At 63.9% G+C, this 24,228-nt stretch carries 19 protein-coding genes; 15 read left to right on the top strand and 4 right to left on the bottom strand.

Annotation, left to right across the window (positions count from 1 at the left end):
- Window positions 1–61: 61 nt before the first annotated feature.
- The 5 genes from P3T16_RS02020 (at window position 62) to P3T16_RS02000 (ending at window position 5,955) form a co-directional block, all read left to right on the top strand.
- The gene (locus P3T16_RS02020) at window positions 62–706 is read left to right on the top strand and encodes a LysE family translocator (RefSeq protein WP_429255040.1); all 645 of its coding nucleotides are present in this window, start codon (window positions 62–64) and stop codon (window positions 704–706) included.
- A 486-nt stretch (window positions 707–1,192) separates the two neighbouring features.
- Entirely contained in the window at window positions 1,193–1,963 is a 771-nt protein-coding gene (locus P3T16_RS02015; RefSeq protein ID WP_429255041.1) for a ferredoxin--NADP reductase, read from the top strand.
- Between the two features lie 583 nt (window positions 1,964–2,546).
- A complete protein-coding gene (locus tag P3T16_RS02010; RefSeq protein WP_429340978.1) occupies window positions 2,547–3,503 on the top strand; it encodes a sensor histidine kinase in 957 nt (318 codons plus the stop codon).
- A 7-nt stretch (window positions 3,504–3,510) separates the two neighbouring features.
- Complete coding sequence (rqpR, locus tag P3T16_RS02005; protein ID WP_429255043.1) at window positions 3,511–4,170, top strand: response regulator transcription factor RqpR; 660 nt, start codon at window positions 3,511–3,513, stop codon at window positions 4,168–4,170.
- A gap of 399 nt (window positions 4,171–4,569) precedes the next feature.
- Window positions 4,570–5,955, top strand: coding sequence for an amino acid permease (locus P3T16_RS02000; RefSeq protein WP_429340977.1), 1,386 nt, complete (start codon window positions 4,570–4,572; stop codon window positions 5,953–5,955).
- A gap of 422 nt (window positions 5,956–6,377) precedes the next feature.
- On the opposite strand, the gene P3T16_RS01995 is transcribed toward P3T16_RS02000, so the two are convergent.
- Complete coding sequence (locus tag P3T16_RS01995; protein ID WP_429340976.1) at window positions 6,378–6,512, bottom strand: hypothetical protein; 135 nt, start codon at window positions 6,510–6,512, stop codon at window positions 6,378–6,380.
- A 519-nt stretch (window positions 6,513–7,031) separates the two neighbouring features.
- Here P3T16_RS01995 and P3T16_RS01990 point away from each other — a divergent pair.
- The 7 genes from P3T16_RS01990 (at window position 7,032) to P3T16_RS01960 (ending at window position 14,719) form a co-directional block, all read left to right on the top strand.
- Window positions 7,032–7,559 (top strand): (2Fe-2S)-binding protein, encoded by a 528-nt coding sequence (locus tag P3T16_RS01990; protein WP_429340975.1) that lies wholly within the window; start codon window positions 7,032–7,034, stop codon window positions 7,557–7,559.
- A 10-nt stretch (window positions 7,560–7,569) separates the two neighbouring features.
- A complete protein-coding gene (locus P3T16_RS01985; RefSeq protein ID WP_429340974.1) occupies window positions 7,570–9,957 on the top strand; it encodes a xanthine dehydrogenase family protein molybdopterin-binding subunit in 2,388 nt (795 codons plus the stop codon).
- Between the two features lie 14 nt (window positions 9,958–9,971).
- A complete protein-coding gene (locus P3T16_RS01980) occupies window positions 9,972–10,778 on the top strand; it encodes an FAD binding domain-containing protein (RefSeq protein WP_429255048.1) in 807 nt (268 codons plus the stop codon).
- A gap of 158 nt (window positions 10,779–10,936) precedes the next feature.
- Window positions 10,937–11,833: an AAA family ATPase gene (locus P3T16_RS01975; protein ID WP_429255049.1), complete on the top strand. Its 897-nt coding sequence runs from the start codon at window positions 10,937–10,939 to the stop codon at window positions 11,831–11,833.
- The gene (locus tag P3T16_RS01970; RefSeq protein ID WP_429340973.1) at window positions 11,812–13,143 is read left to right on the top strand and encodes a vWA domain-containing protein; all 1,332 of its coding nucleotides are present in this window, start codon (window positions 11,812–11,814) and stop codon (window positions 13,141–13,143) included. Before P3T16_RS01975 ends, P3T16_RS01970 begins: the two co-directional genes overlap by 22 nt.
- Window positions 13,134–13,724 carry a CoxG family protein gene (locus P3T16_RS01965; protein ID WP_429255051.1) on the top strand — a complete coding sequence of 197 codons (591 nt, stop codon included), beginning with the start codon at window positions 13,134–13,136 and terminating at the stop codon, window positions 13,722–13,724. The genes P3T16_RS01970 and P3T16_RS01965 overlap by 10 nt, the downstream gene beginning before the upstream one ends.
- On the top strand, window positions 13,697–14,719 hold the full coding sequence (locus tag P3T16_RS01960; protein WP_429340972.1) for an XdhC family protein: 1,023 nt from the start codon (window positions 13,697–13,699) through the stop codon (window positions 14,717–14,719). The genes P3T16_RS01965 and P3T16_RS01960 overlap by 28 nt, the downstream gene beginning before the upstream one ends.
- A 105-nt stretch (window positions 14,720–14,824) precedes the next feature.
- On the opposite strand, the gene P3T16_RS01955 is transcribed toward P3T16_RS01960, so the two are convergent.
- Entirely contained in the window at window positions 14,825–15,571 is a 747-nt protein-coding gene (locus tag P3T16_RS01955; RefSeq protein WP_429255053.1) for a PepSY-associated TM helix domain-containing protein, read from the bottom strand.
- A gap of 419 nt (window positions 15,572–15,990) precedes the next feature.
- On the opposite strand from P3T16_RS01955, the gene P3T16_RS01950 reads away from it, so the two are divergent.
- Window positions 15,991–17,889: a DUF3857 domain-containing transglutaminase family protein gene (locus P3T16_RS01950; RefSeq protein WP_429340971.1), complete on the top strand. Its 1,899-nt coding sequence runs from the start codon at window positions 15,991–15,993 to the stop codon at window positions 17,887–17,889.
- A gap of 45 nt (window positions 17,890–17,934) precedes the next feature.
- On the opposite strand, the gene P3T16_RS01945 is transcribed toward P3T16_RS01950, so the two are convergent.
- Both P3T16_RS01945 and P3T16_RS01940 read right to left on the bottom strand, forming a co-directional pair.
- On the bottom strand, window positions 17,935–18,963 hold the full coding sequence (locus P3T16_RS01945; protein ID WP_429340970.1) for a serine/threonine protein kinase: 1,029 nt from the start codon (window positions 18,961–18,963) through the stop codon (window positions 17,935–17,937).
- 174 nt (window positions 18,964–19,137) lie between these two features.
- The gene (locus tag P3T16_RS01940; RefSeq protein ID WP_090534767.1) at window positions 19,138–19,350 is read right to left on the bottom strand and encodes a hypothetical protein; all 213 of its coding nucleotides are present in this window, start codon (window positions 19,348–19,350) and stop codon (window positions 19,138–19,140) included.
- Between the two features lie 411 nt (window positions 19,351–19,761).
- Here P3T16_RS01940 and P3T16_RS01935 point away from each other — a divergent pair, with 411 nt between their 5' ends.
- Window positions 19,762–22,956, top strand: coding sequence for an efflux RND transporter permease subunit (locus tag P3T16_RS01935; protein WP_429340969.1), 3,195 nt, complete (start codon window positions 19,762–19,764; stop codon window positions 22,954–22,956).
- Entirely contained in the window at window positions 22,956–24,227 is a 1,272-nt protein-coding gene (locus tag P3T16_RS01930; RefSeq protein WP_429340968.1) for an efflux RND transporter periplasmic adaptor subunit, read from the top strand. Before P3T16_RS01935 ends, P3T16_RS01930 begins: the two co-directional genes overlap by 1 nt.
- Window position 24,228 lies beyond the last annotated feature (1 nt).

Genomic DNA, 24,228 nt, shown 5'->3' with positions numbered 1-24,228 from the left:
CGCGCTTCCTCTTCCCGCGCGCCGGACAGCCTGTCATCCGGCGCCCGTTTTGCGAACCGACATGCACGTCCACTATCTTCCGATCCTGCTTCAGATCGCCGTCGTGTACCTGATCGCGGCGATCAGCCCTGGTCCGAACTTCTTCATGATCACGCAGCTGTCGCTGGCTGGCCGACGCCGGCTGGGCGCGGCATCGGCGCTGGGCGTCGGCACGGCGTCGACGATCTGGGCGGCGCTCGCGATGCTCGGTCTCGCCACGGTTCTACAAAAAATCGACTGGCTGTACAACGGCATTCGCATCGCCGGTGCGCTGTATCTGATTTACTTCGGCTTCAAGCTGCTGCGCGCGGCCATGAAGCGCGGCGAAGCGGCCGTTGTTGTCGATACCACACCGCCCGCCGCCGATGCCGCTGCGCACTTTCGCGCATGGCGCTCGGGCCTCGTCACCTGCCTCACGAACCCGAAATCGTGCGCGTTCTGGACCAGCGTCTTCGCGACGATGTTCCCGCAGCATGCGCCGTTGTGGTTCTACGGCGTGGTGCTGGCGATGATCGCGACATTGTCGGCGGGCTGGTATGGCAGCGTCGCACTGATGTTCGCGACGGAGCGCACGCAGCGTGGTTATCGCCGGCTGCGTCGGCCGATCGACGGATTCTGTGGTGCAGCGCTCGTCGGCCTGGGCGCGAAGCTGGCCGCCGAGAGCTGATTCTGTTGCGACGCCGGATCTGATGCGGAAAGCGCCGGTTTCAGGTTTGTCGCGGGCCGGAAAACCTCGCTGAAACCGCGAAAAAGCGTCGTTTCCCGGCCGCGTTGGCCTTCCGGCAGCAGGGTTTATGCTGCGACGCATCGCCGGATTCGGTATCATCACCCGCGTCGTTGTCCGAACGAGTGCTCACCCGCGCTTGCTCCGGACGCCGGATGGCGACCGCCAGTGCGCGGTTTGCACATCGCCCGCACCACCCTGGCTACACCTTCGTTGTATTTTCGTTCTACCCTGCCGTTTCCGGTGCCGGCGACGCGTTCGATACCCGCCTGATCCCGCGTACAGGCTGCGCCGCCACCCTCCGGGAGCAGGCGCGGTAAAATAGCGGATTGCGCATCGTTCCCCAAAGCGGGTTCGCGTTGCATCGTCCTGCCGTGCCGGCCGGCGTGTTCGTCTGGCAGCCCCTGTTTTCGCACTATTCCAGAAGCCATGAGCAACCTGAATCCACAAACCGTCCTGAGCGTCCACCACTGGACCGATACGCTTTTCAGCTTCACCTGCACGCGCGATGCGTCGTTCCGTTTCGAAAATGGCCAGTTCACGATGGTGGGCCTCGAAGTCGACGGCAAGCCGCTGATCCGCGCGTACAGCATGGCGAGCGCGAACTACGAAGATAACCTCGAATTCCTCAGCATCAAGGTGCAGGACGGCCCGCTGACGTCGCGTCTGCAGCATCTGAAGGTGGGCGACCAGGTTCTGATCGGCAAGAAGCCGACGGGCACGCTGATGGCCGACAACCTCCTGCCGGGCAAGACGCTGTGGCTGCTTTCCACCGGCACGGGCCTCGCACCGTTCATGTCGATCATCAAGGATCCGGATGTGTATGACCGTTACGAGAAGGTCGTCCTGACGCACACCTGCCGTTTTGTCGACGAACTCGCGTACAAGGAATACATCACGGACCACCTGCCGGCGCACGAGCATCTGGGTGAGCTGATCCAGGAGAAGCTGGTGTATTACCCGACGGTCACACGCGAAGCGTTCCACAACCGCGGCCGCATCACCGAACTGATCGAAACGAAGAAGCTGTTCGACGACGTCGATCTTCCGCATTTCTCGCTCGAAAACGACCGCGTGATGCTTTGCGGCAGCCCGCATATGCTGCGCGACACGCGCGAACTGCTGGACAGCATGGGCTTCCAGGAAGGTAGCAACAACAAGCCTGGGCACTATGTGATCGAAAAGGCGTTCGTGGGCTAAGCCTGCTTAGCCTGCCGTGTGTGGCCTTTCGGCCACACACCTTCGCCTGCAGCAAACAAAAAACGGAGCCCTGTGCTCCGGTTTTTGTTTGCGCGCGCGGTTTTGTGGCGCGCTCGCTTCAGACGAGGGCGTTCTGAGCTCATTTAAAGGGCGTCAGGGCCGCCGCATCTGCCCTTTCCAGACATCGGTTTTCACCATTCGCCATATGCGCGTTTTCCCTCGTTTCCCGTTACAAATTCACACGTAATACTTACCTCGCTTGTCAGCATTATTCCTACAAATGGGGTGTACGCGGCTTGTCGATCCTTGCATCGCAGGCAATGCTGAAGCCTTATTCGGCCTGCATCCATCCCTATTTTGAGATATTATTGCGGCGCAGCACTGGTCGCCGATGACCGCAGTAGAAATGACCGGGGTCGATGTTACCGAATGTAAATTTCGTTACATAAAGACGTGGTAGTTTTCTGTCGTTGGCATTGCATCGTTGCGCGCGTTTAACGGTAACGGGCGATCCAGCGTTTATTAGCAGCCGCCCGGCGCGGTACGCGTCTGTCGCCGAAGCTGCTTCCTGAATGGGAGAGTCATGGATACGTCGATTGTGATTCCGATGAGCGCGAATACGCCGGCTCCCGTGGCCCGGGAAGCCTGCAGCGCGACCATTTTCGACCTGTCTTCCGACGCTTTCGCCGCTGCAGCTCACACCCCTTCCGCCAGTTTCCCGTCAAATGCCGCATCCCCCGCGATCGAGCGCGAACTCACGCAGTTGCGTGCGCGCGTCCGGGAACTGGCGGCTGAACTGGTCTTTGCGCAGGAGCGCGCGCGCGGCCAGCTTGCCCGCGAACTACACGATGGCGTCGGCGCCGAACTGACCGCCACGCGCTTTGCGCTTGCGAACGTCGATACCTGGCTGCCCGCCGACGCGCCGCCGCAATGCGCGGCCGCGCTCGCCGTTGTGAAGCGCTCGCTCGACGCTGTGTGCGAAGCCACATTCCGCACGGTCGCCGACCTGCACGGGCCACAGCAGGACACGGGTATCGTCGGTGCGCTGTCGCAGTGGGTGAGCGAGTTCGCTGCCCGCACCGGCCTGCGCACCAGTTTCGTCTGCGCGGCCGACGTGCGCCTGACGCAACTCCCTCCTGCCGCCACGCTCGCCGTCTTCCGGGTCGCGCAGGAAGCGCTCAACAACGTGGCGAAGCACGCGCGGGCTTCAGGCGCGGACGTCCGGCTGGAAACCTCGCGCCGGCATCTCACGCTCACCGTTAGCGATGACGGCATCGGTGTGTCACGCCGCGCCATGACGCCGCGCCACGATGAGCAGGGTGGCGGCTTCGGCCTCGCCGGCATGCGCGCGCGCTGCCACGCGTTTGACGGCAAACTTCGTGTCACCGTCGGCAGGGGCGAGCGCCCGGGCCCGCGCGAAGACGAAACGCACGCTCACCCGAAGCAGGCTCGCGGCACGACCGTACGCGCCCGTTTCGCGCTGGAAGCGATGCTCGCAGCGCCCGGATCGGCCAGCGCGCGCCAGGCGCTTTCCTGCTGAGCGACCGATGAAAAGCCTGCGCATCCTTCTCGTCGACGACCACGCCGTGGTTCGTCAGGGCGTGCGCCAGTTGCTGCTCGACCGCGGCATTGCGAGCGAAGTGGCCGAAGCTGAAACCGGCGGCGAAGCGCTCGCGGTCGTGTCGAAGCACGCGTTCGATATCATCCTGCTCGACATTTCGCTGTCGGACATGAACGGCGTCGAGGTGTTGAAGCGCATCAAGCGCAAGGTGCCACGCGTGCCGGTGATGATGTTTTCGATGTATCGCGAGGACCAGTACGCCGTGCGGGCGCTGAAAGCGGGCGCCTCGGGCTATCTGTCGAAGGCGGTCGATGCCGCGCAGATGATCGCCGCGATCCAGCAGGTCGCCGCCGGCCGCAAATACGTGAGCCCGGCGATGGCCGAGGCGCTCGCCGACTACGTCTCGTTCGACGGCGAGCAGATGCCGCACGAAAAGCTCTCCGACCGCGAATACCAGACGCTGTGCATGCTCGCCTCAGGCAAGCGGCTGACGGACATTGCCAACGCGCTGTCGCTGTCGGTGAAAACGGTCAGCGTGTACCGCACGCGGCTGCTCGAAAAAATGAAGCTGAACAACAACGCCGAGCTCACGTTCTACGTGATGAGCAACCGCCTCGTCGACCTCAATCCGGCGATGACTGGCTGACCGGTTGACCGGTTGACCGGTTGACCGGTTGACCGGTTGACCGGTTGACCGGTTGACTGGCTGACCGCTGACCGGCTGACTGGCCAAGCGACCGCGGCCGTGCGACTGGCCGCAGGGTTGAGCAGCCGGCGCCGCGCAATGTCCACGTCCCGCGTAGCCGGTCACACGCATTCAGATTACTTCCTGCCGATCACCTGCGAATAGCGAGCGGAAACTCGTCCGGCGGCTGCCTGTCGCGAAAATGCATGCCCCAGATCCGGGCAATCTCACCGGTTTCCCTTCTCGCAACTGGCTTCCCGGATTGCACCGCCGCGAGGCATCTGACAGCGCGTCCGCTAGAATTCCGGGTTTTCCCGACATCGGCGCGCAAGACGCGTGCTTTCCTGGAGACCCTCGCCAATGTCCCTCTTCCGCAAGAAGAACGTCGAACATATGCTGGCCGGTGCGCAAAACGCCGGGCTGAAGAAGGCGCTCGGTGCGCTGGATCTGACCTTCCTTGGCGTCGGCGCCATCATCGGCACGGGGATTTTCGTGCTGACCGGCACGGGCGCGGTCCAGGCCGGGCCTGCGCTGATGATTTCCTTCCTGGTCGCCGCAGTCGCCTGCGGCTTCGCGGCGCTCGCGTATGCCGAGTTCGCGTCGACGATTCCGGTCGCCGGCTCCATCTATACGTATTCGTACGCGACGCTCGGCGAACTGGCTGCATGGATCATCGGCTGGGATCTGATGCTTGAATACGGGCTCGCGACGTCGGCCGTCTCGGTTGGCTGGTCGGGTTATCTGCAGTCGTTGCTGGCCGGATTTGGCATCTCGCTGCCGGTCGCGCTGACGGCAGCGCCGGGCGCCGTGCCTGGCGTGGCGACGCTTTTCAACCTGCCTGCATTCCTCGTGATGATGGCGATCACCACGCTGCTGTCGATCGGCGTGCGCGAGTCGACGCGCATCAACAACGTCATGGTCGCGATCAAGGTGATCGTGGTGCTGCTGGTGATCGCGGTGGGTGTGTTCCACGTGACGCCGGCGAACTGGCATCCGTTTATGCCGAACGGCTGGAACGGGGTGTTTGGCGCTGCGGCGGTGATGTTCTTTGCGTTTATCGGCTTCGATTCGGTGTCGTCGGCGGCGGAAGAGGTGAAGGATCCGAAGCGCGATCTGCCGATCGGGATCATCGCCTCGCTTGGCGTGTGCGCGGTGCTGTACGTGGCTGTCGCGGCGGTCGTGACGGGCATTGTGCCGTCGGCGCAGTTCGCCAACATTTCGCATCCGGTTTCGTATGCGTTGCAGGTGGCCGGGCAAAAGTGGGTGGCGGGCTTCATCGATCTGGGCGCGGTGCTGGGCATGCTGACCGTGATTCTGGTGATGGGCTACGGGCAGACGCGGGTGATCTTCGCGATGTCGCGGGACGGGTTGTTGCCGGCGGCGCTGTCGCGGGTGCATCCGAAGTTCGCGACGCCGTTTCTGACGACGTGGATCGTCGGGATTTTCTTTGGTTTGATCGGCGCGCTGGTGCCGTTGAATGTGCTCGCTGAGCTGATCAATATCGGCACGCTGGCGGCGTTTTCGATGGTTTCGGTGGCTGTGCTGGTTTTGCGCAAGACGCATCCTGAGTTGCCGCGGGCTTTTCGATGCCCTGGCGTACCGGTTGTGCCTGTGCTTGCTGTTGCTTCCTGTCTTTTTCTTATGATTAACCTTCAGGCGATTACCTGGATTGCTTTTGTTGTCTGGCTCGTTATCGGGATGGTTGTTTATTTTGGGTATTCAAGGAAGCGGTCGAAGTTGAGGTGAAGGGTTTTTTTGTCTCCCGACGGGTGGGGGTGCTTGTCGTTTGTTTTTGGTTTTTCGACTTTCCTTGCATTCGTTTGTTGGCTTTTCCTTCCTGTTCGTTTTTTGGCCTTTCCTTGCGTTCGTTTGTTGGCCTTTCCTTGTATTCATGTCGGTCTATTTGCGTCGCCCCTGTGCGGGGCGGCACCTACTTTTCTTTGTCCTTGCCAAAGAAAAGTAGGCAAAAGAAAGGCGCCGAAAACTCAGTTCTTCCGGGCTGTGTGACACACGGGGAACGGCACCCCATGAGATGTCGCCCCCGCGGTTCACAGCGCATCGGCCCGCGCACGATCGGATCCCCCGCGCAGCACACTTCGTGACAAAGGGCTCATCCACCCGGCTCCGCGTTGCGTCGCCGAGCGGCATAACCTTCACGTCACGTTACGTCACGTCGCCGACGGCATAACCTCCGTGTAGCCGCTTGCGTACGTGCGGTCCTGACCGACTCCGCCGCCGACGACTTGCGCCGTCATCGCTGCGCCGCGCTGCACGCGTGCGGCGCGGAGAGCCAACGCAACCATGCCGTCTTCCGGGAACCCATCCGCGACGCACGCAGTGCGGAGTGGGGTGGATGAGTGCCTTGTCACGGGCGGTACTGTGCGGGAGACGTTCTCGTGCGCGGACCCATGCCGTGTGAAGCGCGGGGGCGACACTTCATGGGGTGCCATTCCCCGGCGGCGACACACCCCGGAACGGACGAGTTTTCGGCGCCTTTCTTTTGCCTACTTTTCTTTGGCAAGGACAAAGAAAAGTAGGTGCCGCCCCGCACAGGGGCGACGCCAATAGACCGACATGGCCACAAGGAAAGGCCAACAAAACCTGAACAGACCAAAACCAAAACAAGCAAAGACCAAAAAGCAAAAGCACAGGCAAGGAAACGGCCAAAAAACCCTGATACCCCCCACCCCCAATTTGTGCTCTACTTTTCGCTGCAAGCATAAAAAACCAGCCCAAACCGCACGAACCTCACAGCAGGCAGTCGGAACAGGTAGTGGAAATGTGAGCTTCGTACCGGTCTCTATCCCCCAAGGAGACAGTCGATGGCAATCAGCATCAGCCTGACGGTAAACGGCCTGCCCGTGACCGCCGAAGTCGAACCCCACATCCTGCTTGTCCAGTTCCTGCGCGACCAGCTTCGCCTCACCGGCACGCACATCGGCTGCGATACCGCCCAGTGCGGCGCGTGCACAGTCCACCTCAACGGACGCGCAATCAAATCGTGCAACATGCTCGCCGTTCAGGCCGAGGGGGCAACGATCACCACCATCGAAGGCCTCGCCGCCCACGGCGATCTTCATCCGATGCAGGAAGCCTTCCGCAATTGCCACGGCCTCCAGTGCGGCTTCTGTACGCCCGGCATGGTCATGAGCGCCACCGCCCTCGTCCAGAGCTACCCCGACGCCAGTGAAGCCGATGTACGTCAGCAGCTCGACGGCAACCTGTGCCGCTGTACGGGCTATCACAACATCGTCAAGGCCGTCCTCGAAGGCGCCGCCGGCATGAAATCCGCCGGCAGCAACGCAGCAGCAGGCGCCGGTGCAACCGCATCCGCCAAAGCCACCGCCTGAGGAGCCGACGATGAACGCACCCGACAACCATCGCCTCATCGGCGCATCGGTCAAGCGCAAGGAAGACTATCGCTTCCTGACCGGCAACGGTCAGTACACCGATGACATCGTCCTGCCGCAGCAGACGTACGCGATCTTCCTGCGCTCGCCGTACGCGCACGCACGCATCAAAAGCATCGACACCGCAACCGCCAAAGCGTCGCCGGGCGTCGTCGCGATCTTTACCGGCGCCGACATGGCGGCCGATAGCGTCGGCGGCCTGCCGTGCGGCTGGCTGATCCACAGCATCGACGGCAAACCGATGAACGAGCCGCCGCATCCCGTCATCGCGCATACGAAGGCGCGTCACGTCGGCGACCAGGTCGCGCTCGTGATCGCCGATTCGATCAAGGCCGCGAAAGACGCCGCCGAACTGATCGACATCGACTACGACGTGCTGCCCGCCATCGTCGATACCGGGCATGCCGCCGATCCAGGCCAGCCCGCCGTCCACGACGAAGTACCCGACAACACCTGCTACACCTGGGGCCACGGCGACAAGGCCGCCACCGATGCCGCCTTCGCCAGGGCCGCGCACGTGACCACGCTCGACATCGTCAACCAGCGCCTGATCCCGAACGCGATCGAACCGCGCGCGGTCAACGCGAGCTGGTCGCCGCAGGACGACAGCTACACGGTCTACGTGTCGAACCAGAATCCGCACGTCGAGCGCCTGCTGATGGCCGCGTTCGTACTCGCGCTACCCGAGTCGAAACTGCGCATCATCGCGCCGGATGTCGGCGGCGGCTTCGGTTCGAAGATTTACCTGTACGCGGAAGATGTCGCGCTGACGTGGGCATCGAAGAAGATCCGTCGCCCGGTCAAGTGGACAGCGGAACGCTCGGAAGCCTTCATCTCCGACGCCCACGGCCGCGACCATGTGACGAAAGCTGAACTTGCGATGGACGCGGACGGCAAATTCCTCGCGATGCGCATCCACACGATCGCCAACATGGGCGCGTACCTGTCGACATTTTCCACCGCCATACCGACGATCCTTTATGCGACGCTCCTCGCCGGCCAGTACGCGACGCCCGCCATCTATGCCGAAGTGAAGGCGGTCTTCACGAACACGGTGCCAGTCGATGCCTATCGCGGCGCCGGCCGTCCGGAAGCGACGTACGTGGTCGAACGTCTGGTCGAGACGGCCGCGCGCGAGATGAAGCTCGATCCGGCCGAAATCCGCCGACGCAACTTCATCCATGAGTTTCCTTATGCGACGCCGGTCGGCCTCACCTACGACACCGGCGATTACGAAACCATCCTCGCCCGCGCGATCGAACTCGCGGACGTCAAAGGCTTCGCGGCGCGCAAACAGGAATCGGAAAAGAACGGCAAGCGGCGCGGCCTCGGCTACTCGTGCTACATCGAGGCGTGCGGTCTCGCGCCGTCGAACATCGCAGGCGCATTGGGCGCGCGGGCCGGGCTGTTCGAAGTCGGCCAGATCCGCGTGCATCCGACCGGCTCGGTCACCGTGTTCACCGGCTCGCATAGCCACGGGCAGGGGCATGAAACGACCTTCGCGCAGGTTGTCGCTGACCGCCTCGGGATCGCGCTCGAAAGCGTCGAAGTCGTGCACGGCGACACCGGACGCATTCCGTTCGGCATGGGCACATATGGCTCGCGGTCGATCTCGGTGGGCGGCGCGGCGATCATGAAGGCGCTGGACAAGATCGAGTCGAAAGCCAAAAAGATCGCCGCACATCTGCTCGAAGCGGCCGCCGAAGACATCGAGTTCAAGGACGGCGTCTTCCGCGTCGCGGGCACCGACCGCACGAAGGCATTCGCCGATATCTCGCTCGCCGCGTACGTGCCGCACAACTATCCGCTCGACAAGCTCGAACCGGGCCTCGACGAAAGCGCGTTCTACGATCCGACCAACTTCACCTATCCATCCGGCGCGTACATCTGCGAAGTCGAAGTCGATCCGGATACAGGCGAATCCCGCATCCAGAAGTTCACCGCAGTGGACGATTTCGGCAACGTGATCAATCCGATGATCGTCGAAGGTCAGGTGCACGGCGGCATCGGCCAGGGCGTCGGTCAGGCGATGCTGGAACGCTGCGTGTACGACAACGAGAGCGGGCAGCTGCTTTCCGGCTCATACATGGATTACGCAATGCCGCGTGCATCCGACCTGCCGAGCTTCACTGTCGAAACCGCGAAGGGCACGCCGTGCACGCACAATCCGCTCGGCGTAAAGGGCTGCGGTGAGGCGGGCGCGATCGGCTCGCCGCCGGCGGTGATCAACGCGATCATCGACGCGCTCGCACCGCTCGGCGTGACCGACCTGCAAATGCCTGCGACACCGCATCGCGTGTGGTCCGCGATCCACGCTGCACAAAACCCGACGACGTAAGCGGAGAAGCCGACATGTATGCATTCGACTATCAACGCGCATCCGACGCGAAAGCCGCCGTCGCGGCCCTGAACGCGGACAGCGAAGCGAAATACCTCGCAGGCGGACAAAGCCTGCTGCCGACGATGCGTCTGCGACTCGCGCAGCCATCGAAGCTGATCGACGTCACGCGCATCGCCGCGCTGAAGGAGATCAAGGTGGACGCGAAAACCGTGACGATCGGCGCCGCCGTCTGTCACGCGGACGTGGCTGGCAACGCCGATATTCAACGCGTGTTGCCCGGCCTCGCCGGGCTCGCCGCGAACATCGGCGACCGGCAGGTGCGCGCGCTCGGCACGATCGGCGGATCGCTCGCCAATAACGATCCGGCCGCATGCTATCCGGCCGCGGTGCTCGGCCTCGACGCAACCGTCGTCACGGACCGGCGGCGCATCACCGCCGACGATTTCTTCGTCGGCATGTACGAGACCGCGCTCGAACCCGATGAGCTGATCACCGCCGTCGAATTCCCGGTGCCCGAGCGCAGCGCGTACGAGAAGTTCAACAACCCGGCGTCGCACTTTGCGCTGGTCGGCGTGTTCGTCGCCAGAACCGCGGACGGCGTGCGTGTGGCGGTGACGGGCGCGGCATCTTCCGTGTTCCGCGCGACGGCGCTCGAACAGGCGCTCGCCGCGAATTTCACGCCGGCGGCCGCACGCGCCGTGACGATCGACGCCAGCAACCTCAACACCGACATGCACGCGAGCGCCGACTATCGCGCGCATCTGATTCCGGTGCTGACGGCGCGGGCAGTTGGCGCTACCAGCGCCGGCGGGGGTTGAAGTCGCACGAGCGCGAGGCGTGACCGGCGGCGCCGGCTCAGGATGTCGGGCCGGCGCCGGGCAACAGGACGCATCGGCGACCTGCGTCGTGCCGTCCGACGCCCGCGCCGTACCGCCTCACCGCCGTGCCTTGAGATTGCCCATGACCCCATAACCCCATGACAATCACGCAGCCCGATTCAATCGACGCCACCCTGGAACAGCTCACCGCTCAGGGCTACTTCGCGAGCCGCGAACTCGCGACCGCGCTCTATCTCGCGCTGCGCATGGAGCGGCCCTTGTTTGTCGAAGGCGAGCCGGGCGTCGGCAAGACCGAACTCGCCAAGGCCGCCGCCGGCCTGCTTGGCACAACGATGCTGCGTCTGCAATGCTACGAAGGCCTCGACACGGCGAGCGCGCTGTACGAATGGGACTACCCGCGCCAGATCATGGCGCTGCGGCTCGCCGAAGCATCCGGCGAACGGCCAGGCAACGACACGCTCTATCGCAGCGAATTCCTGCTGAAGCGCCCGCTTTTGCAGGCGCTGATGCCCGACGAACATCACCCGGGCGCGCGGCGCGTGCTGCTGATCGACGAAATCGACCGCGCCGATGAGCCGTTCGAAGCATTCCTGCTTGAACTGCTGTCCGATTTCCAGGTATCGATTCCCGAATACGGCACCGTGCGCGCGGAGCAACCGCCGCTCGTCGTGATGACGTCGAACCGCACGCGCGAAGTGCACGATGCGTTGAAGCGTCGTTGCCTGTACCAGTGGATCGGTTATCCCGATCGCGACCGCGAACTGGCGATTGTTGCGGCGCGTGCGCCGGAAACCTCGGCGGAACTGCAGCGGCGCGCCGTCGATTTCGTGCACCGGCTGCGCGGCATGGACCTGTTCAAGGCGCCGGGCATCGCCGAAACGATCGACTGGTGCCGCGCGCTTTCTGCGCTCTGTGTGACCGAACTCGATCCGCAGTCGGTGCAGAACACGCTCGGCGTGCTGCTCAAGTATCAGGACGATCTCGCGCGAATCGACGCGGAGCAGATCGCGCAATGTCTCGCCGTGCCGGAGTGACGACGGTGCCGCGAACACCTTCCCCCGTCACCCCCACTCGTGGCGGGCCTGCGCGCGGCCTGGCCGCTGCTTCGCTCAACGCATCGCCGGAAGGCACCCACACACTGGCGCACAACGTCGTGCATTTCGTGCGGGTACTGCGCGGCGCGGGGCTGCCGATGTCGCCCGCGCAGGCCGTCGACGCTCTGGCGGCGCTGCACTGGATCGACCCTGGTCGCCGCGATGATGTACGCGCCGCGCTCGCCGCGCTGCTCGTCTCCGCGCCCGATGAGCGCGATCTGTTCAATGCCGCCTTCGACCTTTTCTGGCGCGACCCCGACTGGGAAGGCAAGCTGCGCACGCTCCTGCTTCCGAAAGTGAAGGGCGGCCTGCCACCGCCGCGCCGCAACAACCGCCTCGCGGACGCGCTCGCCATCCGGCCGCCGCCATCGAAACCCGGCCATAGCCCGCAGGAAACCGCGCAGCACGAACTGCACGCGCATGTGACCTTCAGCGCCGAAGAGCGCCTGCGCCACCGCGACTTCGACACGCTCACCGCCGACGAATGGCGCACGCTGCGTCACCTGATTCGCGGCCAGCGCCTGCCGCTCGCGATGGAGCCCACGCGACGGCTCAAGGCTTCGTCACGCGGCACGCACGCGGACCTGCGTGCGAGCGCGCGCCACGCGGTACGCGCGGGCGGCGACTGGACCGTGTGGAAATACCGCGCGGTCGTGGAGCGCAAGCCGCCGCTCGTGCTGCTGCTCGACATCTCCGGTTCGATGAGCAGCTATTCGCGCGCCGTGCTGTACTTCTGCCATGCGCTCCTGCAATCGCGCGAACGCCTGCAGGTGTTCCTCTTCGGCACGCGCCTCACCAATGCCACCCGCGCGCTGCGCGAGCGCGACCCGGACGTGGCGATTGCGGCAATCGCGGAACAGGTTGTCGACTGGTCCGGCGGCACGCGTATCGGCGCTGCACTCGCCGAATTCAACCGCCGCTGGGCCCGACGCGTGCTGACCGGCAGAGCCACCGTACTGCTCGTGACCGACGGCCTCGATCACGATGCGATCGATGTGCTCGACACCGAAATGGCGCGCCTGCATCGCTTCGCCCATCGCCTTGTCTGGCTCAATCCGCTGCTGCGTTACAGCGACTTCGCGCCGAAAGCGCGCGGCGTGCAGGCGATGCTGCCGCATGTCGACGCACACCGCCCGGTTCATAATCTGGACAGCCTGGCCGCTTTTGGCCGCGATCTCGCGCAGCTCACGCGCGCGCCCCGCGCCACGCGTGCAGCCACGATAACAGGAGGAGCATCCGCATGGAACTGACCGAAAGTTATACGCTGCCGGTCCGGCAGCAACGCGCATGGGAAGCGCTGAACGACACCGCGATCCTGCGCGCATCGATTCCCGGCTGCGACAGCATCGAGCCGGATGGCGAGAATGCCTATGCCGTAGCGATGAGCGCATCGGTCGGGCCCGTGAAGGCGCGCTTCAAGGGCCGCATGCTGCTCACCGATATCGACGCGCCCCACACGTACACAATTGTCTTCGAAGGCCAGGGCGGCGCGGCCGGCTTCGGCAAAGGCAACGCGCACGTCACGCTCGAACCCGACGGCGACGAATCGACAAAGCTGTCGTACACGGCGAGCGCGCAGGTCGGCGGCAAGCTTGCGCAGATCGGCTCGCGGCTCGTCGATGGCGCGGCGCGCAAGATCGCCGGTGAGTTTTTCAAGCGCTTCAGCGCGCAGGTGACGGGCGAAGGCGCTGACGGCGAGGACAACGTGGCCGCGGCGGAACCGATAGAATCGGGTGAAGAGCCGGAATCGCCACAGGCGACAGAGGCGGCGCCCGGTAAAGACGCACCGAAGAGGAAGAAATCATGGACAGCGTGGATCTCGAAGTCCTGAAATCCAGCGCCCGGTGGCTAGAGCAGGGACATCGCGTTCTGCTGGTGACGGTGGTGAAAACGTGGGGATCTTCGCCGCGCCCGGAAGGCGCGATGCTCGCCGTGCGCGACGATGGCCTCGTCGTCGGCTCGGTGTCGGGCGGCTGTATCGAAGACGACCTGATCGATCGTGTGCGTCAGCACGGCATCGAGCAGGCCAGGCCCGAAGCCGTCAAATACGGCATCACCGCTGAGGAAGCGCACCGCTTCGGCCTGCCGTGCGGCGGCACCATCCAGCTGGTGCTCGAACCGTTGACGATGCAAAGCGGCATCGCCGAACTGTGCGACTCGGTGGAGCGCGGCGAACTGGTCGCCCGCACGGTCGACATGTCGACAGGCGCTGTGAGCCTCACCCCGGCGCAGGCAACCGATGGCGTCGATTTCGACGAAAAGCGTCTCCTGACGATCCACGGTCCGCGCTACCGGATGCTCGTGATCGGCGCGGGGCAGCTATCGCGCTATCTCTGCAACATCGCGGTCGGACTCGACTATCAGGTCACCGTCTGCGATCCGCGCGAAGAGTACACCGACGAGTGGGATATTCCGGGCACAAAGATCGTCCGCACGATGCCGGACGATACGGTACTCGACATGAAGCTCGACGAGCGCTGTGCTGTTATCGCGCTCACGCACGATCCGAAGCTCGACGACCTCGCGCTGATGGAAGCGCTGAAAACGCCTGCGTTCTACGTCGGTGCGCTGGGCTCGCGGCGCAACAACGCGGCGCGGCGCGAACGGCTGAAGGAGTTCGATCTCAACGAAACGGAACTCGCGCGTCTGCACGGGCCGGTCGGCATCTACATCGGCAGCCGCACGCCGCCGGAGATTGCCGTGTCGATTCTCGCGGAGGTGACGGCGGCGAAGAACGGTGTCTCGCTGCCGACCTTGCTCCAGGTGGAAGGCGCGAAGGCCGCGCGCGAAGTAGCGGCCAGTGGAGACGCAACCTGCAGCGTGTGACGCAAGCAACGTCCGTCGCGTGACCTCACACGTTCAATTTCAGACGCAGGCCGCGGCGCGGAAGCGGGCAACGCGCGGCGGCGCTCTGATCGTCAGGTCCGCGCGCTAGATCAGCCCGGTCATGACCGCAGCAGCAATCGACCCCAGCACGAGCACAACACCCACCGTGCGACGCCTGTTCAACTCAGTCCACAGCAGCACGCCGGTTAGCGACAGCAGCAGAATCCCGCCTGCGAACGTGTCGATGAAGAGCACCCAGCCGATGCTCAACCCGACACCGCGGTGCAGGTTGTTCAGCTCACCGAGAAACGAGTTCTGCGTGCGCTTGACTGAGACGTAGTCGTTGCCAACCCAGTACTCCGCCTGCAGGTTCTCTTTCGTGCCGGCGAAGCCGACCTGCCAGAACTCCGGCTGCACGACGCTATGGTCGCCCCACGCCACCGGGTGCGACGGCTCGCGACGCGCCCTGCCGGGATTGCCTTCGATCTTCAGTTCGCCCTTGAGCCAGTGCGCCATGTCCATCGGCGACCTGAACCTGCTGCCCTCCGGCAACGCGATCTGCAACTGCTCGACCTGCGGCTCGCCTGACGACACCTTCAACGGCCCCGCGCGGTGATTCAGCAGAAAACCGGTCACGCCAAACAGCAGACCGATCGCCGCGCCCCACAGGCCAACCCAGCCGTGTACCTTGCGCAGCCACTTGATGAACGTCGCGCGCCGCGAACGCTGTTTGCGCGCGGCCCGCTCGGCATCGTCCATCAGATGATGGTCCGGTTCGGTAGCGTGCTGCCGGTAGCGCGTCGTACTGGCGGGCGCAACGGGTTGTACTTCGATCGATTCAGGCGCGTTCACTTCGGGCTCCAGGCGCAGGGGCAAAGGCACACGGCCAGCGCGCCGCGATGCCTTTGCAGGGCGCGCCGCTGGCGTGAAATCAGGTGGATTGCATCGGATGGGTGAGACTGGAAACAGCAACCGCATCCGGCAAAAGGCGTGGCTGGCTGGCCATCACAGAGGAGACATGTGACGGTGGCTGGCGATACCTTTCAAATGAGAATGGCTATCATTACACAGACAGGAAAAATTCTCAATTGGGCGTGCCGCAGCGGACCGTTACGGCGTATGACAGATCGCGCGACGTGCGCCTCACGCGCTGGCTGGAACGACCGTCCGCACTGTGTGGGGTGGCCGCTTGACTTTGGCTTCGGCAGACCTTTAAGTACGTGAACCCGCAATATAACGATCATTGCAGTTCGTCTGGATGCCTGAACACCATGCGCTTCCTTCCGCCTGCCTGCATCCTGATACTCGTCTGGTCGACGCTCGCCTGCGCCGCGAACATCAGCGCTTCGGCCCAGCCGGTCGAGCCGTACACCAATGAAGGCGAAACGCAGACCTTCACGGTCAACGAGGACGGCTCGTTCACCAAGCTCGATTCGATGACGCTGCTCGTGAACAACGAGGCGGGCGTCGCGCGGGTCGCGCAGCAGTACATCTGGTTCAACCGCAACATGGCGGACGTCGAGATCATCGAGGCGTATACGGCCGGCGTGGATGGCGTACGTCACGATGTCAGGCCGGAGCAGATCCGCGACGTGCAGGAAGCCCGCTCGTTCGACGCGCCGATGTTTCAGGACATCCAGGAAAAGGTGATCGTCTTTCCCGCGGTCGAAACCGGCGCGCGCGTGCATCTGACGTACCGGAAAACGCAGAAAGTGCCGATCGTGCCGGGCCATTTCAGCGACTTCACACCGCCCGACCTCGCGCCGACGCACAACTTCAGGCTCATCTACGATCTGCCCGCCGGCAAACCGCTGTATGCCGACGCGCGCGGCTTCACGACGATCGCGCCGGTCACGAAAGACGGCCGCACGCGCTACGAATTCCGCTACGACAAGGCGCATTTCGGGCGGCTCGAATACGGCTCGGTGGCCTACGTGTCGTATGGCGACCGGCTGATGGTGTCGACGTTCCCGGACTACGCGTCGTTTGCGGCGACGTATCGCGCGTCGTCGGTCGATGCGAGCGCGGCGGATCCTGCCGTCGTCGCGCTCGCCCGCTCGCTCACCGCAAACGACTCCACGCCGCGCGCAAAAGCGAAAACGCTCTACGACTGGGTGCGCAAGAACGTGCGCTACGTCGCGATCAACGTGGGACGCGGCGCCGTCATCCCGCATCGGGCGAGCGAGATCCTCGCGTACCGCTACGGCGACTGCAAGGACCACGTGGCGCTGTACGGTGCGCTGCTCGACGCGGTCGGCATCCGCAGCGAGCCGGCGCTGATCAGCAGCGGCACGATCTATTCGCTGCCCACGGTGCCGGGCTACGGCGTCATCAACCATGTGATTTCGTGGCTGCCCGATCTACGGCTCTATGCCGATTCGACCGCGACGAACGTCGAGTTCGGCTTCCTGCCGTCGACCGACATGAACCGCCCGGCGCTGCCCGTCGACGAAGGCGTGCTCGCGGGCACGCCGGCGACGGCGGCCATGTCACGGCGTTCGGATCTGTCGATCGTGGTGACGCCCGACGGCTCGGCCACCTTCGTCTACACACTCGAAGCGACCGGCTGGGCCGCCGAGCAGGGTCGCACGATGCTGCGGATGCAGACACCCGCACAGCGCGAGGAATCGCTGCAGGGCGAATTGCGTAACGCGAACCTGCGCGGCGCGGCGACGCTCACGACCAGCAACCTCGCCGCCACCGAAGGCCCGCTCGTGCTCACCATGCGCGGCACGCTGGAGAGTCTTGTCGTGCCCGGCGCGGCGGCGTCGATTCCAACGCTCACCAGCCTCGCGGGCGGCTTCGAATCGGATACGCACTACTGGCTCGGCGAACGTCAACGCACACAGCCGTTTGTGTGCCGCAATGTCGAGCTGCATGAGCGCACGCAGATCACGCTGCCGGCGAATTTCCGCGTGCTCGACATGCCCGAGCCGGCGCAGGCGCAGGACCGTTTCCTCGATTTCCGCTCGCAGTACACGTTCGATCCGACGACCAACGTCATCGAAGTCACGCGCGACGGCAGCACGCATTTCGCGAGCGACGTCTGCTCGCCGGATGAATTCGCGCAGATGCGTCCGGCGATGGAAGCCGTCGGACGGGATGTGCGGGCGCAGGTGATCGTGAAGTCGACACTGGATGGCACGCGCGTCGCGACGACCTTGCCGTGAGTGCCGGCGTTCGAGGAACACCGCGAACGCGGGCAAGCACAAAGATCAAACAGGCCAGAGCGGCCCTTCCTGCATCGCGCCGATCTGCTCGCGCAGTTCGAGAATGCGGTCTTCCCAATAGCGTTGCGTGTTGAACCACGGAAACGCGGCGGGAAACGCCGGATCGTCCCAGCGTCGCGCGAGCCACGCCGAGTAGTGGATCAGCCGCAGCGTGCGCAACGCCTCGACCAGATACAGCTCCCGTGGCTCGAAATCGCAGAAGTCTTCATAGCCGGCGAGCAGATCCGTTAGCGCGCGCGACGCTTCCGCGCGCTCACCCGGCAGCAGCAGCCACAAATCCTGGATAGCGGGAGCCATGCGGCTGTCGTCGAAGTCGACGAAATGCGGGCCGGCGTCGGTCCATAGCACGTTACTCGGGTGACAGTCGCCGTGAACGCGCAGCGGGCGGATCTCGCCGGCACGCTCGAACGCGCGCTCCACGCCCTCCAGCGAAAGATTCACCACCGTTTCCCAGGCGGTCCGAACGTCATCGGGGACAAAACGCTGTGATAGCAGAAAGTCGCGCGGCTCGTAGCCGAAGGTCTGGATATCGAGCGTCGGGCGCGCCGCGTATGGCTGTAGTTGACCCACGGCGTGAATGCGGCCGATAAAACGCCCGAGCCATTCGCGCGTGTCGCTGTGATCGAGATCGGGCGCGCGCCCGCCCCGACGCTCGAAAATCGCGAGACGAAAACCATCGAACGTGTGAAGCGAGCGGCCTTCGAACACACGCGCCGGCACCGCCGGGATTTCGCGCGCGTAGAGGTCGGCGACGAAAGCGTGCTCTTCCAGAATGGCTTCGTCGGTCCAGCGCTCGGGACGATAGAACTTCGCGACGACCGGTGGCCCGTCTTCGACGCCCACCTGGAAGACGCGGTTTTCGTAGCTGTTGAGTGCGAGCATGCGGCCATCGGTGCGCTGGCCAGCGGTGCTCAAGACGCTGTCGATGGCGTCGAGCACGCATTCCGGCGTCAGCCGGGCGAAAGGAACGGAGCTGGAAGCACCGTCCTGCAGATCAGGAGTGTCGTCGTTCATGCCCGCATTGTGCGCCGCGCCGCACTCGATGACGAGCGTCAAACGCGATGTGAGCGACGTACGTGGCGCACGTGGCGACCGCGACGGGCACGCGAGGCGCCGGCTCCCGCCTGCGCCTCATGCAGCCCTCAGCCATCCTGCACACGCGCGCGATGCGCCGCGCGCGAACCGCGTTCAGTGCATCTGCGCGCTGGCGGGGCGTACCTGCTCGCCTGTATCGATCAGATCTTCGAGGAAGAAAGGTTCTGTATTCAGCTGGATAGACGTGCCGGGTTCACCGGCGTACCACGCCACCATGGCCATGTCGCCAAGGATGCGCATGACGATACCGCGTGCGCCCTGAGGCACGGCGATATGCACGGAGCGGACGATAGAACCGACTTGCATGATGTTTCCCCGTTCTCTTTGCCGGCTCGAATGAAGCGCCGGTCGTGTGGCGATAAAAGCGCCGCGTCGCCAGAAACGTTGCGTGCGCACCTAACCTGCATCGCGTGGAACGCGGAGAAGGCCTTCAAACCCATTGTTCACGTTTTGTACGGCTTGGGAAAGCAAAAAATAAGGGCTTATCACCCCTTGTTTCGGCGAATTCCACTTACGAAAAGCCGACGTGTAATGCCTCGTAACAGGTCCATCATAAACCTTGGGGCACCCGTATCCCAAAATCACGCATGAGGACTACGATACGCGTTATATTCCGGTCGCGCAGGCTGGGCGCAGCTTTCGTTCGCGCAACGCAGGCGGTCCACGCCGCGCAGCCAGCCCGGCTTTCAACCGACCAGCCCAGACTCGCGCCGTTCCATGTGGATCGTTCGACTCGCGCTCCGGCGCCCGTACACGTTTATCGTGCTTGCCCTGCTGCTGCTGATCGTCGGTCCGTTGACGATCATGCGCACGCCGACGGATATTTTTCCGAACATCGACATTCCCGTGCTGTCGGTCATCTGGTCGTACAACGGCCTGCCCGCCGACGAGATAGAAAAGCGCATCGTGCTCAACTACGAGCGCGGGCTCTCGGTGGCGGTGAACGATATCGAGCATGTCGAATCGACGTCGCTGAACGGCATCGCCGTCGTCAAGATCTTCTTCCAGCCACACGCGAATATCGACGAGGCGCTCGCGGAAGTCACCGCACTGTCGCAGTCTCAACTGCGTTCGCTGCCGCCGGGCATCACGCCGCCGTTTATCCTTCGCTACAACGCATCGACAGTGCCGATCCTGCGGCTGTCGCTGTCGTCGCTTTCGTTGACCGAGCAGGAACTGTACGACTTCGGCAATAACTTCCTGAAGACGCAGCTCGCCACCGTGCCGGGTGCGTCGGCGCCGCTGCCGTATGGCGGCAAGCAGCGTCAGATCATGATCGATATCGATTCGCGCAGGTTGCAGGAACGCAATCTGTCGCCGATGGATGTGGTGAATGCGGTCACCGCGCAGAACCTGATCCTGCCGTCGGGCACCGCGAAAATCGGTTCGACTGAATATTCGGTGCAGATGAACGCGAGCCCCGATTCGCTCGCGGGCCTGAACAACATCCCGATCAAATCCACCGCGAACGGCACCGTCTATATCCGCGACGTCGCGCATGTACGCGACGGTTACCAGCCGCAGACCAACATCGTGCGCGTGAACGGCCAGCGCGCGTCGCTGCTGACGATCAACAAGAGCGGCAACACGTCGACCCTGGAAATCGTCGACCGCATCAAGAACATGATGCCGACGCTGCGCAATCTCGTGCCCGAATCGCTGAACATCGATCCGGTCGCGGACCAGTCGCTGTTCGTGCGCGCTTCGGTGCAGGGCGTGCTGCGTGAAGCGCTGATCGCCGCCGGCCTCACCGGGCTGATGATCCTGCTCTTCCTCGGCAACTGGCGTGCGACGCTGATCATCGCGGTGTCGATTCCGCTGTCGATGATCACGTCGGTCATCGCGCTTTCCGCGCTTGGCGAAACGATCAACATCATGACGCTGGGTGGGCTCGCGCTCGCGGTCGGCATACTGGTGGACGACGCGACGGTCGCGATCGAAAACATCAGCCATCAGCTGGAGCAGGGCAAAAACCTCGAACAGGCGATTCTCGACGGCGCACATCAGATCGCGATTCCGACGCTCGTGTCGACGCTATCGATCTGTATCGTGTTCGTGCCGATGTTCCTGCTGACGGGCGTCGCGCACTATCTGTTCATTCCGCTCGCTGAAGCGGTCGTGTTTGCAATGCTCGCGTCGTACTTCTTTTCGCGGACGCTCGTGCCGACGCTCGCGAAATACCTGCTGCGCTATCACCATCGCAAGGAAGACCTGCACGCGAGCGAGACGACCCGCAATCCGTTCATGCGCGTGCATCTGGCATTCGAACGCGGGTTCGCGCGCGTGCGCGACCGCTATCGCGCGTTTCTGGTGGCGCGCGTCGAGAAGCCCGGCGTGTTCGTGATGGTGTTTCTGGCGTGCTGCGGCGCCTCGATGCTGCTGATGCCATTTCTTGGCCGCGACTTCTTTCCGCAGGTCGATGCCGGCACGATCGCGCTGCATCTGCGCGCGAAAACCGGCATGCGCGTCGAGGAAACCGCGGTGGTGACGGACCGCGTCGATACGCGGATTCGTCAGCTGATTCCGCCTTCGGAACTGCATTCCCTGATCGACAACATCGGCCTGCCGGTGTCGGGTATCAACCTGTCGTACAGCAACACGGGCACGATCGGCACGTCAGACGCGGATGTACTGATCACGCTGAACGCCGATCATCATCCGACGGCTGAATACGTCCGCACGTTGCGCCGCACGCTCGCCGACGAATTCCCAGGCGTGCAGTTCGCATTCCTGCCCGCCGACATCGTCAGCCAGACGCTCAACTTCGGCATGCCGTCACCGATCGATATTCAGGTCGTCGGGCGCGATGTCGAAGGCAATCGCGCGTTCGCCGCGCGTCTGCTCAACCGTTTGCGCAGCGTGCCCGGTCTCGCCGATGCGCGCATCCAGCAACCGTCCGACCTGCCGCGTATCTTCATCGATGTCGACCGCACGCGCGCGCAGCAGGCCGGCTTCACGCAGAAAGACGTGGCGAGCAATCTGCTGATCACGCTATCGGGTAGCCAGCAGACGACCCCCACGTTCTGGCTGAATCCGAAGAACGGCGTCAGCTACAACGTGATCACGGAAGCGCCGCAATACACGATCGATTCGCTGCAGGCGCTCGCGAATATTCCGCTGAACGCGAACGGCAAGAGCAACATCCTCGGTTCGCTCGCGACGATGCGTCGCGAAGCGGGCAACGCGGTCATCAATCACTACAACGCGCAAACGACGATCGACATCTACGGCACCCCCGACGGCCGCGACCTGGGCGCCATCTCCGACGACATTTCGAAGATCATCGCAGATGCGAAATCCGAACTGCCGAGGGGTTCGACCATCGAACTGCGCGGCCAGGTGCAGACCATGAACGATTCGTTCTCCGGTCTCTTCGCCGGTCTCGTGTTCGCGATCGTGCTGGTGTATCTGCTGATCGTCGTGAACTTCCAGTCGTGGCTCGATCCGTTCATCATCATTACCGCGCTGCCGGGCGCGCTCGCGGGTATCGTCTGGATGCTGTTCCTGACGCACACCACCTTGTCGATTCCGGCGCTCACCGGCGCGATCATGTGTATCGGCATCGCGACGGCAAACTCGATTCTCGTGATCAGCTTCGCGCGCGAGCAGCTGCTCGAACACGGCGACGCGACGCGCGCGGCCATCGATGCTGGCTTCACGCGATTCCGTCCGGTGCTGATGACCGCACTCGCGATGGTGATCGGCATGGTGCCGATGGCAATCGGCCTTGGCGAAGGCGGCGAACAGAACGCGCCGCTCGGTCGTGCGGTGATCGGCGGCCTGACGATCGGCACGCTCGCAACGCTGATTTTCGTGCCAGTGGTCTTCTCGCTGATCTATAAGCGGCTCGCGGCACGGCGGTTGCGCGCGTCGGAAAGCGTGGTTCAAAAACATCCTGATGTGGGGCATTGATGGAAGGCAAAGGTCTTGAGCGTCACGACGACAACGCGCACGCAACGGCAATGCCGAAGCGCGCGCGCTGGGGCGTCGTGGTGGCGGTCATCGTCGTGCTGGCGCTCGCGGCGCAAGGCATCTGGTCGCGGCACAGCGCGCACGCCGCACTCGAGCGCGACGCCGCGCATGCGGGCCAGACGAGCGTCGAAGTCGTGCATCCGCAGAAGTCGGATGCATCGCTCGATCTCGTGCTGCCGGGCAACGTGCAGGCGTTTCTCGACACGCCGATCTACGCGCGCACGAACGGCTATCTGCGCAAGTGGTACGCCGATATCGGCGCGCACGTGAAGGCCGGCCAGCTGCTCGCCGAAATCGATACGCCGGAAGTCGACGATCAGTTGCGCGCCGCGCGTGCCGACCTTGCGAACGCGCAGGCCAATTACGCGCTCTCCAGAACCACAGCCGACCGCTGGACCGACATGCTGAAAAGCAACTCGGTCTCGAAGCAGGAAACCGATGAGAAGGTCGGCGACATGCTCGCGAAGAAAGCGACGCTCGATTCGTCGCGTTTCAATGTCGCGCGGCTTGAAAAGACGCAGTCGTTCCAGAAGGTCTTCGCGCCGTTCGACGGCATCGTGACCGCGCGTAACGTCGATGTCGGCGCGTTGATCGATGCCGGCAGTTCCGGTGGCCCGGCGAAGGAGCTGTTCCATGTTGCTCAGGCCGACCGGTTGCGCGTGTACGTCAGCGTGCCGCAGGCGTATGCGCAGCAGGTTCAGGCACAGCAGACCGCGTATCTCACGCTGACTGAAGCGCCGGCGAAACACTATCCGGGCAAGGTGGCGCGCACGGCAGGTTCCGTCGATCCGACGCAACGCACGATGCTCGTCGAAGTGGACGTCGATAACCGCAACGGCGATCTGCTGCCGGGCGCTTACGCACAGGTGCACTTCGCGCTCGGCGCGGGCTCGGCGCCGTTCACTTTGCCCGGCAACGCGTTCCTGTTCCGGCCGGACGGCGTGAAGGTCGCCACCGTCACGCCGGACAATCACGTGAAGCTCGTAGCCGTTTCGCTTGGGACGGACTTCGGCACGCGCGTCGCGGTCGCGTCCGGTTTGCAGGGCGACGAGAGGGTGATCCTCAATCCGCAGGATTCGATCGTCAACGGCGCACCCGTTCGCGTCGTTCCGCCGAAGAAGGACAACGCAGGCGGTGGCGCTGCGAGCGGCACGGCTGCAACGGCGAATGCGAACGCCGACGGCGCGTCGTCAGGGAAGGCTGGACAGTGAG

The organism is Paraburkholderia sp. GAS42 (assembly GCF_050436565.1).
Taxonomy (GTDB): domain Bacteria; phylum Pseudomonadota; class Gammaproteobacteria; order Burkholderiales; family Burkholderiaceae; genus Paraburkholderia.
The sequence above is the reverse complement of the archived record's forward strand: the minus strand, read 5'-3'. Positions and strand labels throughout refer to the sequence as shown.